General features: G+C 44.4%; 13 protein-coding genes and 1 pseudogene. 4 read left to right on the top strand and 10 right to left on the bottom strand.

Going from position 1 to position 16,736, the window contains the following annotated elements; all coding sequences use genetic code 11:
• Window positions 1-664: 664 nt before the first annotated feature.
• The 4 genes from GD631_RS20205 (at window position 665) to GD631_RS20220 (ending at window position 7,213) form a co-directional block, all read left to right on the top strand.
• Entirely contained in the window at window positions 665-1,093 is a 429-nt protein-coding gene (locus GD631_RS20205; protein ID WP_008774791.1) for a hypothetical protein, read from the top strand.
• A gap of 687 nt (window positions 1,094-1,780) precedes the next feature.
• A complete protein-coding gene (locus tag GD631_RS20210) occupies window positions 1,781-2,836 on the top strand; it encodes an efflux RND transporter periplasmic adaptor subunit (RefSeq protein ID WP_143259392.1) in 1,056 nt (351 codons plus the stop codon).
• 65 nt (window positions 2,837-2,901) lie between these two features.
• Window positions 2,902-5,931 carry an efflux RND transporter permease subunit gene (locus tag GD631_RS20215; protein ID WP_143259391.1) on the top strand — a complete coding sequence of 1,010 codons (3,030 nt, stop codon included), beginning with the start codon at window positions 2,902-2,904 and terminating at the stop codon, window positions 5,929-5,931.
• A gap of 10 nt (window positions 5,932-5,941) precedes the next feature.
• Complete coding sequence (locus GD631_RS20220) at window positions 5,942-7,213, top strand: TolC family protein (RefSeq protein ID WP_185911522.1); 1,272 nt, start codon at window positions 5,942-5,944, stop codon at window positions 7,211-7,213.
• Window positions 7,214-7,320: 107 nt separating this feature from the next.
• On the opposite strand, the pseudogene GD631_RS20225 reads toward GD631_RS20220, so the two are convergent.
• From GD631_RS20225 to GD631_RS20270, 10 genes and pseudogenes are all read right to left on the bottom strand, one after another.
• Window positions 7,321-7,611: pseudogene (locus GD631_RS20225) on the bottom strand (addiction module toxin RelE).
• A gap of 40 nt (window positions 7,612-7,651) precedes the next feature.
• Complete coding sequence (locus GD631_RS20230; RefSeq protein ID WP_049703533.1) at window positions 7,652-7,915, bottom strand: hypothetical protein; 264 nt, start codon at window positions 7,913-7,915, stop codon at window positions 7,652-7,654.
• A gap of 131 nt (window positions 7,916-8,046) precedes the next feature.
• The gene (locus GD631_RS20235; RefSeq protein WP_004300937.1) at window positions 8,047-9,282 is read right to left on the bottom strand and encodes a sodium ion-translocating decarboxylase subunit beta; all 1,236 of its coding nucleotides are present in this window, start codon (window positions 9,280-9,282) and stop codon (window positions 8,047-8,049) included.
• Window positions 9,282-11,114 (bottom strand): biotin/lipoyl-containing protein, encoded by a 1,833-nt coding sequence (locus GD631_RS20240; RefSeq protein WP_143259389.1) that lies wholly within the window; start codon window positions 11,112-11,114, stop codon window positions 9,282-9,284. Before GD631_RS20240 ends, GD631_RS20235 begins: the two co-directional genes overlap by 1 nt.
• Before the next feature lie 26 nt (window positions 11,115-11,140).
• Window positions 11,141-11,401: an OadG family protein gene (locus GD631_RS20245; RefSeq protein ID WP_004311386.1), complete on the bottom strand. Its 261-nt coding sequence runs from the start codon at window positions 11,399-11,401 to the stop codon at window positions 11,141-11,143.
• 760 nt (window positions 11,402-12,161) lie between these two features.
• Window positions 12,162-13,001 (bottom strand): FecR family protein, encoded by an 840-nt coding sequence (locus GD631_RS20250; RefSeq protein WP_143259388.1) that lies wholly within the window; start codon window positions 12,999-13,001, stop codon window positions 12,162-12,164.
• Between the two features lie 8 nt (window positions 13,002-13,009).
• Window positions 13,010-13,600, bottom strand: a complete 591-nt coding sequence (locus GD631_RS20255; protein ID WP_004300948.1) for an RNA polymerase sigma factor — start codon at window positions 13,598-13,600, stop codon at window positions 13,010-13,012.
• A gap of 77 nt (window positions 13,601-13,677) precedes the next feature.
• Window positions 13,678-15,252: a peptide chain release factor 3 gene (locus GD631_RS20260; RefSeq protein ID WP_143259387.1), complete on the bottom strand. Its 1,575-nt coding sequence runs from the start codon at window positions 15,250-15,252 to the stop codon at window positions 13,678-13,680.
• Between the two features lie 68 nt (window positions 15,253-15,320).
• Entirely contained in the window at window positions 15,321-16,181 is an 861-nt protein-coding gene (gene rfbD / locus GD631_RS20265; protein WP_143259386.1) for a dTDP-4-dehydrorhamnose reductase, read from the bottom strand.
• Complete coding sequence (locus GD631_RS20270) at window positions 16,182-16,727, bottom strand: DUF4924 family protein (protein WP_143259385.1); 546 nt, start codon at window positions 16,725-16,727, stop codon at window positions 16,182-16,184. It abuts the gene before it with no gap.
• Window positions 16,728-16,736 lie beyond the last annotated feature (9 nt).

Genomic DNA, 16,736 nt, shown 5'->3' on the forward strand with positions numbered 1-16,736 from the left:
CACGGATTTCACGGTTCCATTAGACTAAAACCGTGAAACCCGTGTAATCCGTACTTAAATAATATCAATCTTGGAGATGGTTTTACTTTTGGCTCCCTCCTTTTTATCATCACATTATATTTGCCACCCGTATAGCATATTTACCATCTTTATACCATACTCTCTATTCTCATACCATATTTCCTGCATTTATTTCCTCTTTTCCATCCTATTCCGAAAAAAACATATATCTTTGTCATACGCTTTCTGCCCATCAGCGTGATGAAACAGGCAAAAGCGGTTTTTATTCCTTAATGGAGTAAATAACGTATTGTTTCCCAAATCGAAACTTAGCAAATTTCATGTACCGGGAAATGATACAACAGATACTCCACGTAGATGATCGTATATCAACATATCGATTAGAGATTTGTTATATATAAACGTTTGGCGTGGGTGTCTGTTGTTTATCATTATCTGGTGCACGGTATGCTAAGACCTCGATTTAGATAATGGTACAACAGCACTCACGCTTTTATTGTATCCGGTCGGTTTCAACAATCCTTATACCCCAAACCAATTCTCCCCCCGACCGAAATCACAAAAATCGTGGGTGTTCGTTGCACCTCTCCGGACAATACGTTATTTACTCCTTTTTCTTATAACACATTAAAACAAAAGCAATATGCCAAAATGGATTAGTGTAGAAAAAGCAGTGATTAAGTATCACATCGAAAAAGAAGCGATCCTGCTTTGGGTGGAAATGGGACAATTCCCTATGTTATACATAGACAATGTTCCGAACGTTGACGAAGAATGTATTCTGGAACTCTTTCGCCGAAGTAAAGCCGGTATTACAGCAGAATATATTGATACGCTGGAACAACTGTGTATAGATAAAACAATGGTCTGCGAGAAATATGCCCACATTATTCAATTGAAAGAAAAGGAAATTCAGCTGCAGAAGGAAATAAATACGTTGATAAACGAAATACAGGCAGCAATGAAGAGACAAAACGAACGAATCCGGGATTTGAAAAAAGCGATTGGAGAGAATAATAATGTTATACGTAGCGACAGTTGGATAAAAAGACTACGCAAAAAGTTCCAATAGTGAATAATTATCAGTGTACCAATTACCATGTCGGACACAGCGTAAACAATTAGCATATTGGCACATTCTTGCACGGTTTTGAATCCATTACCACTAATGATTTCATTCGTTACTTTTAGGTAATTGCTTCCCTATTAATATGTATTTCATAGCCTAATGAGTTTTCGTTTGACAGTTGTCGAACGAACGCTTAACTTAAGTTGAACTATCGCTTGACAGTTGTCAAACGAAAACTCATTAGGCAATCAAAGAAATAATATAGGCAAGAAGAAAAAATAAAAGTAGCATAGTAGCGAGGTATAATTAACTAGAGCATAGTTTATTCATTCTTGCACTGAAATGAGCAAATAGTGCGATTTTAGTTTATTTCTACACACTTCTTTGTTAAATAGGAATTTATATTTCACCACAGAGGACAAGGAGGACACAAAGGTTTACTATTTCTTATTCACTATAAAGTAACACAGAGTAATCGTATTTATCGCTCTGTTTTACTTACGGAAAGAGAAAGAAGAACTCTGTGTCCCCTGTGGTGAACTCGTAAAGTTCCCGTTTTTTGTGTTCCATATAAAAGTTAAAAGACAGAATATGAAAAAGATAGGAATGTTGAACATAAATAAACGGGAGTTGTTTTAGTATATTATTCGCTATTTATCAACGCAAAACCTCTAAACATCAACGTGGTATATGAAAAAGAAATTTGGATTCGTCCTGGCGGCTGCAATCTTGCTGGCCGGCTGCGGACAGAAAAAAGAAACGACAACGACAACTGCCCGTCCCGTAAAGACTACGATTGTCGAGTCAAGATCGATTATCAGAAAAGATTTCTCGGGAATCGTGGAAGCGGTGGAATATGTGAAGCTGGCTTTCCGGGTCAACGGACAAATCATCCAGCTTCCTGTCATCGAAGGACAGAAAGTGAAAAAAGGACAACTCATCGCAGCTATCGACCCCAGAGATATCGCATTGCAATATGCCGCTACGAAATCGGCATACGAAACGGCTTCGGCACAAGTGGAACGTAACAAACGGCTCCTCTCCCGGCAAGCGATCTCCGTACAGGAATATGAAATCAGCCTCGCCAACTTCCAGAAGGCGAAGTCTGAATACGAACTGTCTGCCAACAATATGCGCGACACCAAGCTGACAGCTCCTTTCGACGGTTCTATCGAAAAACGGCTGGTGGAAAACTATCAGCGTGTCAATTCCGGTGAGGGTATCGTTCAGCTTGTCAATACGCACAATCTGCGTATCAAATTCACCATTCCGGATGCGTATCTTTATTTATTGCGCGCCAAAGACCCGCGTTTCCTTGTAGAGTTCGACACATTTAAAGGACACGTGTTTCAAGCGAAGCTGGAGGAATATCTTGATATTTCTACGGATGGCACAGGGATTCCGGTCAGCATCACGATTGACGATCCGTCATTCGACCGCGATCTGTATGCTGTGAAACCCGGTTTCACGTGTGGCATTCGTTTCACGGCAGATATAGGTCCGTTGGTGCAGGATAGCTGGACGATTGTACCGCTGAGTGCCGTATTCGGCGAAAGCGAAGGGAATAAAATGTATGTCTGGGTGGTAGAAGACAACAAAGTCCACAAACGGGAAGTGACCGTCAACGCCCCGACAGGAGAAGCACAGGCGCTCATCTCGGAAGGTTTGAAACCCGGTGAAAAAATCGTCATAGCAGGCGTACACCAACTAGTAGAAGGAGAATCTATTACAACTGTTGACAGGTGATAGGTGATAAATGATTAACTATCATTTATCCGCTGTCATTCATCAACTATCAACGATCATTTATTATGAGTTTAGCCAGATATTCATTAGATAATACGAAAATCATCTATTTCTTTCTCGCTGTGCTGCTGATTGGAGGAATCACTTCTTTCGGCAAGCTGGGCAAGAAAGAGGATGCTCCTTTCGTCATCAAGTCGGCGGTTATTATGACCCGCTATCCGGGTGCCGAACCGGCAGAAGTGGAGCGGTTGATTACCGAGCCTATCTCTCGCGAGATCCAAAGCATGAGCGGTGTGTACAAGATCAAATCAGAATCTATGTACGGGCTCTCAAAAATCACATTCGAGTTGCAACCTTCCTTGCCGGCAAGCTCCATTCCGCAGAAGTGGGATGAGTTGCGACGGAAGGTGCTTAATATACAGCCACAGTTGCCGAGCGGTGCTTCCGCGCCGACGGTTTCCGATGATTTCGGCGACGTGTTCGGCATCTATTACGGTCTGACGGCGGACGACGGTTACACATACGAAGAGATGCGCAACTGGGCGGAACGTATCAAGACGCAGGTAGTGACGGCGGACGGAGTGATGAAAGTCGCCCTGTTCGGGACGCAGACGGAGGTGGTCAATATCTTTATTTCCACCAACAAGCTCGTAGGTATGGGCATCGATCCGAAACAGCTTGCCAGTCTGCTGCAATCGCAGAACCAGATTATCAATACCGGAGAAATCCGTGCCGGCGAACAACAGCTCCGGGTGACTGCCAACGGTATGTACACCACCGTAGACGATATCCGCAACCAGGTGATTACCACCAAAGCCGGACAGGTGAAACTGGGTGATATCGCCGTCATCGAAAAAGGGTATATGGACCCTCCATCCAATATCATGCACGTGAACGGCAAACGTGCCATCGGCATCGGTGTCTCCACCGACCCGCAACGGGACGTGGTGCAGACGGGCAAGAACGTGAAAGCCAAACTGGACGAATTGCTGCCACTGATGCCTGTGGGACTGGAACTGCAAAGCCTGTATCTGGAGAACGAAATTGCCAACGAAGCCAACAACGGATTTATCATCAATCTGATCGAATCGATTCTGATTGTAATTGTGATTATCATGTTGGTGATGGGGTTGCGCGCAGGTGTGCTGATCGGCTCGTCACTGATTTTCTCTATTGGCGGCACACTGCTTATCATGTCTTTCTTCGGTGTCGGACTGAACCGTACTTCATTGGCGGGATTTATCATCGCCATGGGTATGCTGGTGGATAACGCCATCGTGGTGACGGACAACGCACAGATTGCCATCGCCCGCGGAGTAGACCGGCGGAAAGCGCTGATAGACGGCGCAACCGGTCCGCAATGGGGATTGCTTGGGGCTACGTTCATCGCTATCTGTTCGTTCCTCCCGCTCTACCTTGCTCCTTCTGCCGTGGCGGAAATCGTGAAACCGCTTTTTGTGGTGCTCGCCATCTCGCTGGGATTGAGCTGGGTGCTCGCGCTGACGCAGACCACTGTTTTCGGTAATTTCATCCTGAAAGCGAAAGCAAAGGACGGCGCGAAAGACCCGTATGACAAACCGTTCTATCACAAATTCGCCTCCATCCTCCGCACACTGATTCGCAGGAAAACATTGACACTAGGTTCGATGGTAGTGCTTTTTGTTGCTTCGCTGGTTATCATGGGAACGATGCCGCAAAACTTCTTCCCTTCTCTCGACAAGCCTTATTTCCGGGCAGACGTGTTCTACCCTGACGGGTATAGCATCAACGATGTAGTGAAAGAGATGAAATCCGTGGAAGAGCATCTGGCAAAACAGCCGGAAGTGAAGAAAGTGTCGATCACCTTCGGCAGCACACCGCTAAGGTATTACCTCGCTTCTACTTCGGTGGGTCCGAAACCGAATTTTGCCAATGTATTGATTGAATTGACAGACAGTAAATATACGAAAGAGTATGAGGAAGATTTCGACGCGTACATGAAGGCGAATTATCCGAATGCAATTACCCGCACCAGCCTGTTTAAACTGTCGCCTGCGGTGGATGCCGCTATCGAAATCGGGTTTATCGGTCCGAATGTAGACACGCTCGTGGCGCTCACCAACCAGGCTTTGGAGATTATGCACCGGAATCCGGATTTAATCAATGTGCGTAATTCGTGGGGAAATAAAATTCCTGTATGGAAGCCTGTATATAGTCCCGAACGGGCGCAACCATTAGGGGTATCGCGTCAGGGAATGGCACAAAGCATCCAGATCGGAACCACAGGCATGACACTTGGCGAGTACCGTCAGGGAGACCAGGTGCTTCCTATCTTATTGAAGGATAACACGGTGGATTCGTTCTACATCAATGACCTGCGCACGTTGCCCGTGTTCGGCACGGGGAATGAAACGACCAGTCTGGAACAGGTGGTATCGGAATTTGATTTCCAATATCGTTTCTCGAATGTGAAGGATTACAACCGGCAAATGGTGATGATGGCGCAATGCGATCCGCGTCGCGGAGTGAACGCGATTGCTGCTTTCAATGAGGTTTGGCCGCTGGTGCAGAAAGAGATTAAAGTGCCGGAGGGATATACGATGAAGTATTTCGGGGAACAGGAAAGTCAGGTGGAGTCAAACGAGGCGTTGGCCAAGAATTTACCTTTGACGTTCTTCCTGATGTTCGTCACTCTGTTGTTCTTGTTCAGGACGTATCGTAAGCCGACAGTGATCTTGTTGATGTTACCGCTTATTTTTATCGGTATCGTTTTGGGATTGGTGTTGCTAGGCAAGTCGTTCGACTTCTTCTCCATCCTTGGTTTGCTCGGATTGATTGGGATGAATATCAAAAATGCGATTGTACTGGTAGAACAGATTGATCTGGAGACAAAAACGGGTAAAAAGCCGTTGGATGCTGTTGTCAGTGCTACAACGAGCCGTATTATTCCGGTAGCGATGGCGTCCGGCACTACCATTCTGGGTATGTTGCCGTTGTTGTTCGACGCAATGTTCGGCGGTATGGCGGCTACAATTATGGGAGGTCTGTTGGTGGCTTCAGCTCTGACGCTGTTTGTTCTTCCGGTTGCCTATTGTGCCATTCAAAGAATCAAATAATTGAATAAAAATGAAAACTCAACTTATAACTCTGTCACTGTTGCTCCTCGGCCTCACAGCCGGGGCACAACAGCCCTATCTTAGCCGGGAAGCTTACCGGAATAAAGTGGAAGCTTACAGTCAAATTCTGAAACAACAGAAACTAAAGACGATAGCAAGTACGGAAGCACGGAAGATTGCTCACACGGGATTCTTGCCCAAAATTGATGTCAATGCGGACGGAACCCTCAACATGAGCGACCTTAATGCATGGAACGAACCGGTAGGCGAATACCGCAATCACACCTATCAAGGTGTCTTTATCGTCTCGCAACCGTTGTACACGGGCGGGGCACTCAACGCCCAGCACAAGATTGCCAAAGCGGACGAAAAACTGGATCAACTAAATGAGGAGCTTACCATCGACCAGATTCATTATCAGAGCGATGCGGTTTACTGGAATGCTTCCGCTTCACAGGCTATGTTGCAGGCGGCAGACAAGTATCAAAATATCGTGAAGCAACAGTATGACATCATTCAGGATCGTTTCAACGACGGGATGATTGGCCGCACGGACTTATTAATGATTTCCACCCGGCTGAAAGAAGCGGAATTGCAATATATCAAGGCACGTCAGAACTATACGCTGGCACTGCAAAAGCTGAATATCCTGATGGGAGAAGAGCCGAACAATCCCATAGACAGTCTGTACACGATTGACACGGCTTCCGCTCCGGTGCAGATCCTTTCTCTGGAGAATGTACTGCAACGTCGGGCGGATTATGAAAGTACGGAGGTGAACATCATGAGGAGTCAGGCGCAACGCAAAGCGGCTCTTAGCCAATTCAACCCGCAGCTGAATATGTATTTCAGCGGTGGATGGGCTACCGGAACGCCTAACCTCGGTTATGATATTTCTTTCAATCCCATCATCGGCATTAACCTGAATATACCGATCTTCCATTGGGGAGCCCGATTCAAAACAAACCGTCAGCAGAAAGCGTATATCGGCATACAGAAACTGCAACAAAGCTATGTGACCGATCATATCAATGAGGAACTTTCTGCCGCCCTGACCAAACTGACGGAAACGGAATATCAAGTGAAAACCGCCAAAGAGACTATGAATCTGGCTAATGAAAATCTTGATTTGGTTTCTTTCTCGTATAATGAGGGAAAGGCAAATATGGTGGATGTGCTCTCCGCGCAATTGTCATGGACCCAGGCGCACACCAATCTGATTAATGCGTATCTGTCGGAAAAGATGGCGGTAGCGGAATACAGAAAGGTAATTAGTGAATAAATTTAGAAACAAAAGAAACTTGTTCACAAAGTCTTAGTCTTATAAAAGAAATCGTCCTGTTATCACGTAACCGTGAAACAGGACGATTTCTTTTTATATCATAAGGATTACAAAATACCGTTTTGCTTCAGGATATCTTCTATTTCCTTATCTGTCAAACTTTCACATTCGGACTTGTCGTAGATAGTAAGCAACTTTATTTCCGAATCTACCTCTGTCAGAATCACCGTATAGGTTATCACTCACGCACCTCCGCTCTTTCCTTTATTCTTCGAAGTAATGGCCATACGAACCTTACGAAGATTATTACCCAAGCTGACTCCTTGTTCAGGATTCGCTTTCAGAGATTCCAATAAATTGGCATAATCCAACTTCAGAGATTTGTAATGTTTGCTCAATTTTTTCAATTCTCTCGCAAAACGAGGAGAATACGTTATATCACAACTCGTCCAGCAAATCCTCCGCTGGCTTAAAATCCAGCTTACCTTCCAGATTCAACTTCAATTCCTTGCACGCCTCATCAAGGCTTTCCAGAATTTCGGTCTTTGTCCGATAAGGAGTTGCCTCTTCAGCAACTACCCTCACCTGTTCTTCTTCATGATTCAACATTGATCTTATCTTTTTCAGGATAGCTATATCATCCACATCCAGAATCTGACGAATCAGTGCATTCTTTTCCGCCTCTAATGACATTGTGCTCATACGCTTTCCGTTTTTACTGTTATACATTACTCACAAAGGTAGCGTTATCAAATGAGTCTGCCAAACTTGAATGTATAAAAAGTATTTCTCCATGAAGAAATAAAATCTTCAATGATGAAGATTCTCCTCGCTTACGCAAGGAAGGAAATCAACACACCCGCAGCTACGGCAGAACCGATTACTCCGGAGATGTTGCTTGCCATGCAATACTGCAATACGTGATTCTTCGGATCGTATTTCAAAGCAATCTCATTGGCTACACGGCTCGCCATCGGAACGGCACTCAAACCAGTGGCGCCGATAAGCGGATTGATTTTCTTCTTCGAGAAGAGATTTACCAGTTTCACAAAGAAAATACCACCGGTTATAGAAAGTGCAAATGCAAGGAATCCACCGATCACAATACCGATTGTTGTCCAGTTGAGGAATGCTTCGGCTGTCATCGTTGCTCCTACGGACAGTCCGAGGAAGATGGTGGCAGCATTCATGATACTATTGGAAGCGGCATCGAACAAGCGGAATGTGTTGGTTCCGATTTCTTTCACCAGGTTACCAAACATCAACATACCCACCAAAGGCACTGCACTTGGCACGAAGAGGGCAACAATAGTAGTTACCACAATCGGGAAGATAATCTTCAATACACGCAGGTTCTTGATTTCAGTCTTCGAAGGGTACTTCTTTTCCTGTTCTTTCATGTTGATGCTCAACTCTTTCTTCGTACAGAACAGTTTCACTACCAGCGGAATAATCACCGGAACGAGCGCCATATACGAATAAGCGGCAATGGCAATCGGGCCCAGCAAATGCGGCGCCAGTTTGATGGTGGTAAAGATGGCTGTCGGACCATCCGCGCCACCGATAATGCCCAGAGAAGCGGCTTCCTGTGGAGTGAATCCCATCAGGATGGCTACCAGCAACACGGTAAAGATACCCAACTGTGCAGCTGCACCGAATATAGAAAGATGCAGGTTACGCAACATCGGCCCGAAGTCCGTCAGCGCACCGACACCCATAAAGATGATCGGAGGCAGGAAACCTGTTTTAATCAACATATAGTAGATGAAGTTCATGATTCCCAGTTCGTGGGCAATGTCATGCAAAGGCATTTCCCAGATGTTCTTCAACACTCCGTTTACCATCACCATACCATTCTCGTCTGCCTGAATCACGCCCATATCTCCTCCGGGGAAGTTGGCTAGCAACACACCGAAAGCGATGGGAACAAGCAGCAACGGCTCGTACTGTTTCTTAATACCCAAATAGAGCAGGACGAACGCGATGGCATACATTATCAGGAACTGCGGTTCGGCAATGATATTGCTGAACGCAGTCATGTCATATAAGTTCTCAAATATTTCGTTCATTATCCTATCTTCATTAATACGTCATCTTCTGAAACAGCATCTCCCGGGTTGACACAGATAGCAGTCACTGTACCACCAAACTCTGCACGGATGGCATTGTAGGTCTTCATCGCTTCTACATAGCAGATTACATCACCTTCTTTCACTGTGTCACCTACTTGCAAAGGAGTTTCCTGCGCACCTTTCACTAAGAAGAACTTGCCTTCCAACGGAGAAAGTACTTCTTTACCCTCTCCTGCCGGAGCTGCAGCACTTGCAGGAGCAGCAGGTAGTTCGGTATCACCGTATGCTACCGTCACACGATAAGCCTGTCCGTCCACTTGTACGGTCAGTGTCTTCGGTTTGGCGTCTTCTTCCGGAGATTTATCTTTTTCGGCACGACGTTTGACTACGTCTTCCAGGAAGTCTTCTTTTGCTTTGCCACTCTTATAAGCCTCATATTGAGCCGGGTGCATAGCATATTCGAAGAGTTCTTCATCGTCCTGTCCCACTTCCCATTTGTTCTCTTTCATCAGTTTGCGGTATTTGTCGAGGGCATCAGGATAGTTATTCTGCGGATCACCTTCAAAGAACTTACGACCTTCACGTTCCGCCTTTTCAATGATTTCGGGAGCAAGTTTGCCCGGCAGACGTCCGGCTTTACCCAGAATCATATCCCAGATATCATCTGCAATCATTCCCCAACGGTCTTTTCCTTTTTCCATGGCCATCACGTTCATCATGGCAAGATTCTTCACGTATTGGCTGAACGGAGTCACCAATGGAGGATAACCGACACGAGGCCATACATAAGCCACTTCATCAAAAAGCTTGATGAGCAACTGGTCTTGCGTCATAAACGGCAGATTGTGTTTTGCCTTATATTTATTGATTGATTCCAAATTGGATTCGAGGTCGGCCATCAGACTACCCATCATACCGCCGGGAAGTCCGGGAGCAATCAGCAAGGAGTTCATCAGACGGTTTTTCGGGCTGATATACAAGCCGAGGAAGTCGTCCATAAATTCCTGAATCATGCCGCGCACTTTCATGTAGGCTTCCATATTGATTTCGGGCACTTGATATCCGGCGTCTTTCAGCATCGCCTGCACGCTAAGCAAGTCAGCGTGACCTGTTCCCCATGATAGTGGTTCCATGCCTACGTCGATGTAGTCACAACCGGCTTCGCATACTTCGAGGATGCTTGCCATGTTGAATCCGGGACCTGCATGGCTGTGATACTGAACAGGGATTTCGGGATGTGCCGCCTTGATATTTGCTACGATCTTACCTAATGATACGGGACGACCGATGCCTGCCATGTCTTTGATACAGATTTCGTCTGCTCCCAGTTTGATAAGTTCCAGCGCCATATTGGTGTAGTACTCTACGGTATGGATAGGCGAATGAGTGATGCAAAGCGAGCATTGCGAAATCATGCCTGCTTCCTTCGCGTATGTGATGGAAGGAGCAATGTTACGCACGTCGTTCAATCCGCAGAATGTACGGGTAATGTCTGTTCCTTGTGCTTTCTTTACTTTGTAGAATAATTTGCGGACGTCTGCCGGAACGGGGCTCATACGGAGTCCGTTCAGTGCGCGGTCGAGCATGTGGGTTTGAATACCGGCTTCATGGAACGGTTTTGTCCATTCACGCACAGCTTTATTCGGGTTTTCACCAAACAATAAATTTACCTGTTCAAAACCTCCGCCGTTTGTTTCTACGCGGGCAAAACAGCCCATTTCAATGATGGCAGGAGCTACCTTTACGAGTTGGTCTACACGAGGTACGTATTTTCCGGCAGATTGCCACATATCTCGGAAAACCAAACTAAACTTTACTTCTCTTTTCATGTCTTTCAGTGATATTCTTTATAGATTTATAATTTTTCTACTTTAGTGATTTTTCCTTTACCTTGTGTCACCACGTTTACAGCAGCTGTAATGGCGGCTAAGATGTTTCCCGGAACAGGGGCAGGACCTTGCGATGCTTCCCGCTTCACAGGAACCACTTCTTCAGGAGCATACTTGTTGACTAATGTAATCAACAACTTACCTAAACAAATCACAATCAGCAGAATAACAAACACGGTAGCCATTCCGACCACCATCAGCAGGATCGCTGTTTCGATATTTTCCATATAATAAACTATTAGTATTTTAAGTTGTTTGTCCAAAAAGCGTTCGAAAATACCAAATTTTTATTATAAAATAAATTAAGAAAGGAATATAATGTATAAAAACGTCATTTCTCTGATTGAAAAACCAGATGATTTACCATTGAACGATTTATCGTCCCTACAAAAAAAATATGAGAGAAAGCCCCTCAACTTTCTCTCACACTCTGATAAAACAATTATTAAATAAAAATACTCAATGATAGACCGGTTCAGCCCTTTTCTGGTTTCATACTCTCTTAACCTACTATTAAACTACCAGATAAAACCGGTCTTGTTAAACCTCTCATGCGCCATCACGGCTTTCATTCTTTTAATTAGCGTAGCAGTCTAGCAGAAAAACCCTTTTAAGCCAACTAAGTCTGTTTGATCGGAAAAAAACAAGCCTCTAAAGCTCATATTACTTCCGATGAGGGAACCTTTCCGGCTTACGTCTGTGGCAGGAATGATTCATCTGCCACTGTCTATTGTTTGCTTTGAGTCTTAGTTTGTATTTCTTTTAAAACATTGTTTGTTTTGAATCCCGGCCTTATTTCTACCGGATAATTTCTAATTTCTTCTACAACATTTAATCTTCTAATCAATTCTACCGTTTTCTTCAAACATCATTAAATAGCTCATCTATTAGAAAGAGAAGCACTCGTTGCTTTTTTACCAAGAAAAAACGAAGAAAATTTGAAGAAAAACAAAAAAGCCTCTTCCGGATAGTCAGAAGAGGCTTTTTTTATTGCAAAATAATTTCTTTCCCTCGTATTTGATAACTGATTCCACACGATCCGAAAACTTTTTCCAGTGTGGCGTTCAGGTCTTTCGTTAAGACCGTCCCGTTGTAGGTCAGTCCCTCGCACTTCTCATGCCCGACGACTGTTACCTTAAATATATGCTCAATATCTGCCACTACATTTATCAGCGGGTCATCTTCATATCCTAACACTTCAGGGAACTCCGATTCTTCCGCCTTTTTTTCTACAGGTACAATCTTGGTTTCATCGCAACGCACACTTTCTCCGGCAAGCAATGTATGATTACCTACGGCAGTCTCAACTTTCACGCTTCCTTCCTCACAGTTTACGAACATCTTCTTTCCCTGCTGATCGACCAGGAATTTAGTGCCGAGCACCGTCACGTCACCGGCTTCAGTGCTGACGGTAAATGTCTTGCCTTTAGTCACATTGAAAGAGGCTTTACCCAACAATTGCAACTTACGTTCCCAAAGCCATGTTATATGATTGTAAGTCAAACGTGAGTTTTCCATCACCTGCACACTACTGCCATCGGGCAATTCATAATTCATTGCAGTATTACTTGTCTCCACTTTTTCCTCTGCCAGGAAGTAACTGCCTACCCCCAAAAGAAAGACAACCGCAGCTGCCACTCCCCAAGAAAAGGAGAAGCTTTTTCCGACACTTTGTTTTCTTTTCCGGCTTAAGGTAATCTTATGGCTTTCTTCGCGCTGCAACTTTAATTTATCGCCTATCTCTTTCTTACGGGAAAATATTTCGCCCATTAGAGGAAGCTTACCGTCCTCCAGGTATTTATCTAAAGATTCTGTCCACTTTTCCATATCTCACCTCAATTAAAAATCCACAAATTAGCTGCCACCAGTAACAAGAAAGATTTGCTCATGCGCTCCCGTAAACTGGATATAGCCATATGAGTAGTATTGTAAACTGTACGCGAAGTGAGCCCCATCACCTGGGCTATTTCTTCCGGACTCATCTTCTTATAGTACTTCAGATACAATACCTCCCGCTGTTGCTTTGTCAAATTATTCAGTTCTTTCTGCAAAACTTCCAGCTGTTCTTTTTCCAACTCTGAATGGATAATAGCAGTTTCAATATCGATCTCCAGATCAAACTGATATTCGTTTGTGCCTACTTCATCCAGTGATTTGAATGATCCACTATTCTCTTTTTTCAGCTCGTTCACTATCATGTGTCTCAACGAAACACACAAGTAAGCGGGTATGGATTGAGGCGCCGCGCAAGTTTCTCTTTTCTCAAAGATATAAACAAACAACGACTGTATCGCTTCGGTCACCAGAGTATCATCACCGGCTATCTTCATGCCATATCCATACAGTAAATCTGCATATTGCTCATAAAGCTGCCGGAATGCCTCTTCATCCCCTTGCTGAATCTTATCCCAGGATAGTGTCTTCATTTCTCTTCACTCATTTATATGAGATATGTTTTCCCTTTTTTTACCTGATTTTTTAGTTAAAATCGTACGAATATGTCTTAAAACTCGCTCGTAAAGTGGAATTTTATGTGTTTAAAGTCTATCTGAGCCATCTGAAGTACATAACCGGAGTCTGCCAGGAACACATCGCGCCCTTCTCTATCCTTTGCCATGTATTGGTATTTACGTTTCTTGAAAGCCTCCAGTTCCGCCGGGTCATCACTCTCCACCCAACAAGCCTTATAAAGGCTTACCGGCTCCCAACGACAGGACGCATTGTATTCATTCAACAAACGATACTGAATGACCTCAAACTGCAACTGTCCCACCGTACCAATAATCTTACGCCCATTGAACTGATTGACAAACAGCTGTGCCACACCTTCATCCATCAACTGATCGATACCTTTTGCCAACTGTTTCTGTTTCATCGGATCGGCATTCTCGATATACTTGAACATCTCCGGCGAGAAGCTCGGCAATCCGCGGAAATGAAGCTGTTCACCCTCTGTCAATGTATCGCCAATCTTAAAAGTACCATTATCCGGCAGACCGATAATATCTCCTGCATAAGCTTCGTCGATCGTTGTTTTGCGCTGTGCCATAAACTGGGTAGGCGATGAAAAACGCACTGTTTTTCCATGACGAACGTGTGTATATGGAGCATTGCGGACAAACTTACCCGAACAAATCTTACAGAATGCCACACAAGAACGATGGTTAGGATCAATATTGGCAGTTATCTTAAAAATGAAGCCGGTGAATTTCGGTTCGTCAGGTTTCACTTCACGCTCTTCTGCCTGTACAGGACGAGGGCTGGGAGCTATCTCTACGAAACAGTTCAGCAACTCTTGCACACCGAAGTTGTTCAACGCCGATCCAAAGAATACAGGCGCACAGTCTCCTGCCAAATAGGATTCCGAATCAAATTCCGGATAAACACCCTCAATCAGTTCCAAATCACCACGCAGCTTGTCTGCCAACGACTTGCCAATTTGCTGATCCAGTTCTTCCGAATGAATATCGACTGCCACTTTCTCTGTAACCATCTGTTTGGATGGCTGATACAAGTCCAGTTTCTGTTCGTAGATATTGTATACTCCTTTAAAACGTGCTCCCTGCTCGATCGGCCAGGACAAGGGACGAACCTGAATCATCAGTTCTTCTTCGAGTTCATCGAGCAAATCGAACGGGTCTTTTCCTTCACGGTCCATTTTGTTGACGAAGATAATTACCGGAGTCTTTCTCATACGACACACCTCCATCAGTTTACGCGTCTGCGTTTCCACACCTTTTGCACCGTCTACAACGATGATAACGCTGTCCACAGCCGTCAGCGTGCGGTATGTATCTTCGGCAAAGTCCTGGTGACCGGGAGTATCGAGAATGTTAATCTTATAGTCCCGATAGTCGAATTCCATCACGGAAGTCGTTACCGAAATACCACGTTGTTTCTCGATTTCCATCCAGTCGGATGTAGCCGTCTTTTTAATCTTATTACTCTTTACCGCGCCAGCTACCTGTATCTGACCTCCGAAAAGCAATAACTTTTCCGTCAAAGATGTCTTACCGGCATCCGGATGCGCAATAATGGCGAACGTCCGCCGTCTCAAAATTTCTGTATTATCTGCCATAGTTTTTTAGTTAGAATTATGAATTATAAGCATGAATGGGCTATGCTGGAATAACATAGCCAAATTCATTATTCATCTTTCATAATTTTATCAATGCATTGTTTGAGGCTCTCCTCCCAATGAGGAATCTCTATATCGAACGTTGTTTTTATTTTTGTTTTATCAAGCACGGAATATGCCGGACGGTTTGCTTTCGCAGGATATTCGGCTGTATGCAAAGGGGTCACTTTGCAGGTGGTTATTCCTGCCAGGCGATGAATAGCTACTGTGAAATCGTACCAGGAACAAACTCCCTCATTGCTGAAATGGTAAATACCGCGAACTACACCTTTATTAATAATGGTATAGATGGCCCGTGCCAAGTCATTGGCATATGTCGGAGTTCCGATTTGGTCGAAAACAACCCCCAAACTGTCACGCTCTTTTCCAAGACGAATCATCGTCTTCACGAAATTATTACCGAAAGTGGAATAGAGCCATGCAGTACGGATAACGACTGTTTTCTCACAGCAATTCATTACCTCCTTTTCTCCCTCCAGTTTAGTGGTGCCGTACACAGAATCCGGGCAGGGATCGCACTCTTCTGTGTATGGAGTATGCGCAGTACCGTCAAATACATAGTCAGTAGATACTTGTATCATGGCAGCACCATTGGCTTGGGCCGCACTTGCCAGTTGTTTTGGTGCTTCACAATTCAATTTGTATGCTAATTCTTGATTATCTTCTGCTTTATCTACAGCTGTATAAGCTGCACAATTAACAACAAGCTCAATCTGCTTCTCTGCCATATAAGCCCAAACAGCTTGCGCATCACAAATGTCGAGCTCCTGCACATCTGTGAAATAATACGTATGTTGCGGGTTCTCTTTCGCAAGCACCTGCATCTCATTGCCAAGCTGACCGTTGGCACCCGTTACTAAAATTCTCATTTATTCATCCAGTTTTAATTCACCTTTACGGTCTTTATCATAATAATTTGCCAACATAGAAAGGAAACTAGTGATAGCTTCCACTGCCTTGGCAGTGCCTTCGCTGATAGGTTTCTTTTGAAGACGAAGCAGGAGCACTCCATACAACGCTTCAAAACAGGTTTCCAGTTCGGGCTCATCTTTCTTGCCGTTTTTATTCCGTAATTCTACGATAAATGGCAATGCCTTGAAATAAGCGGCACTGTAAAAAGGAAATTTAGGAGAAGAGGACAATGCGTTATGCAACTCTGTCAGATTGATAATCACGTTCTTATTAATCTGCAGATGCCCTTTTTCCCGTACTCCTTCCTCGCCCATCATCGTTATCAGATTGGTATACCATTCTCGCATGGCAGGCCGCTGATCTTCCGGATAACGGACAATTACATTTGCCTCCATCTCTTCCGGTTCACAATGATTGGCGCGGATCAAGTCTTCCTCTTGCCACATATATATAAGGTATTCGGCAATGTTTCTCTCTTTCAGTTGTTGTGCTATCTGATTCATTATGTTATC

Source organism: Bacteroides luhongzhouii, assembly GCF_009193295.2.
In the GTDB taxonomy this organism is placed as follows: Bacteria; Bacteroidota; Bacteroidia; order Bacteroidales; family Bacteroidaceae; genus Bacteroides; species Bacteroides luhongzhouii.

Bases quoted from the DNA above. Each gene is read 5' to 3' on its own strand.
- GD631_RS20205 (WP_008774791.1), top strand. From the start codon at position 665: ATGCCAAAATGGATTAGTGTAGAAAAAGCAGTGATTAAGTATCACATC.
- GD631_RS20210 (WP_143259392.1), top strand. From the start codon at position 1,781: ATGAAAAAGAAATTTGGATTCGTCCTGGCGGCTGCAATCTTGCTGGCC.
- GD631_RS20215 (WP_143259391.1), top strand. From the start codon at position 2,902: ATGAGTTTAGCCAGATATTCATTAGATAATACGAAAATCATCTATTTC.
- GD631_RS20220 (WP_185911522.1), top strand. From the start codon at position 5,942: ATGAAAACTCAACTTATAACTCTGTCACTGTTGCTCCTCGGCCTCACA.
- GD631_RS20230 (WP_049703533.1), bottom strand. From the start codon at position 7,915: ATGAGCACAATGTCATTAGAGGCGGAAAAGAATGCACTGATTCGTCAG.
- GD631_RS20235 (WP_004300937.1), bottom strand. From the start codon at position 9,282: ATGAACGAAATATTTGAGAACTTATATGACATGACTGCGTTCAGCAAT.
- GD631_RS20240 (WP_143259389.1), bottom strand. From the start codon at position 11,114: ATGAAAAGAGAAGTAAAGTTTAGTTTGGTTTTCCGAGATATGTGGCAA.
- GD631_RS20245 (WP_004311386.1), bottom strand. From the start codon at position 11,401: ATGGAAAATATCGAAACAGCGATCCTGCTGATGGTGGTCGGAATGGCT.
- GD631_RS20250 (WP_143259388.1), bottom strand. From the start codon at position 13,001: ATGGAAAAGTGGACAGAATCTTTAGATAAATACCTGGAGGACGGTAAG.
- GD631_RS20255 (WP_004300948.1), bottom strand. From the start codon at position 13,600: ATGAAGACACTATCCTGGGATAAGATTCAGCAAGGGGATGAAGAGGCA.
- GD631_RS20260 (WP_143259387.1), bottom strand. From the start codon at position 15,252: ATGGCAGATAATACAGAAATTTTGAGACGGCGGACGTTCGCCATTATT.
- rfbD (WP_143259386.1), bottom strand. From the start codon at position 16,181: ATGAGAATTTTAGTAACGGGTGCCAACGGTCAGCTTGGCAATGAGATG.
- GD631_RS20270 (WP_143259385.1), bottom strand. From the start codon at position 16,727: ATGAATCAGATAGCACAACAACTGAAAGAGAGAAACATTGCCGAATAC.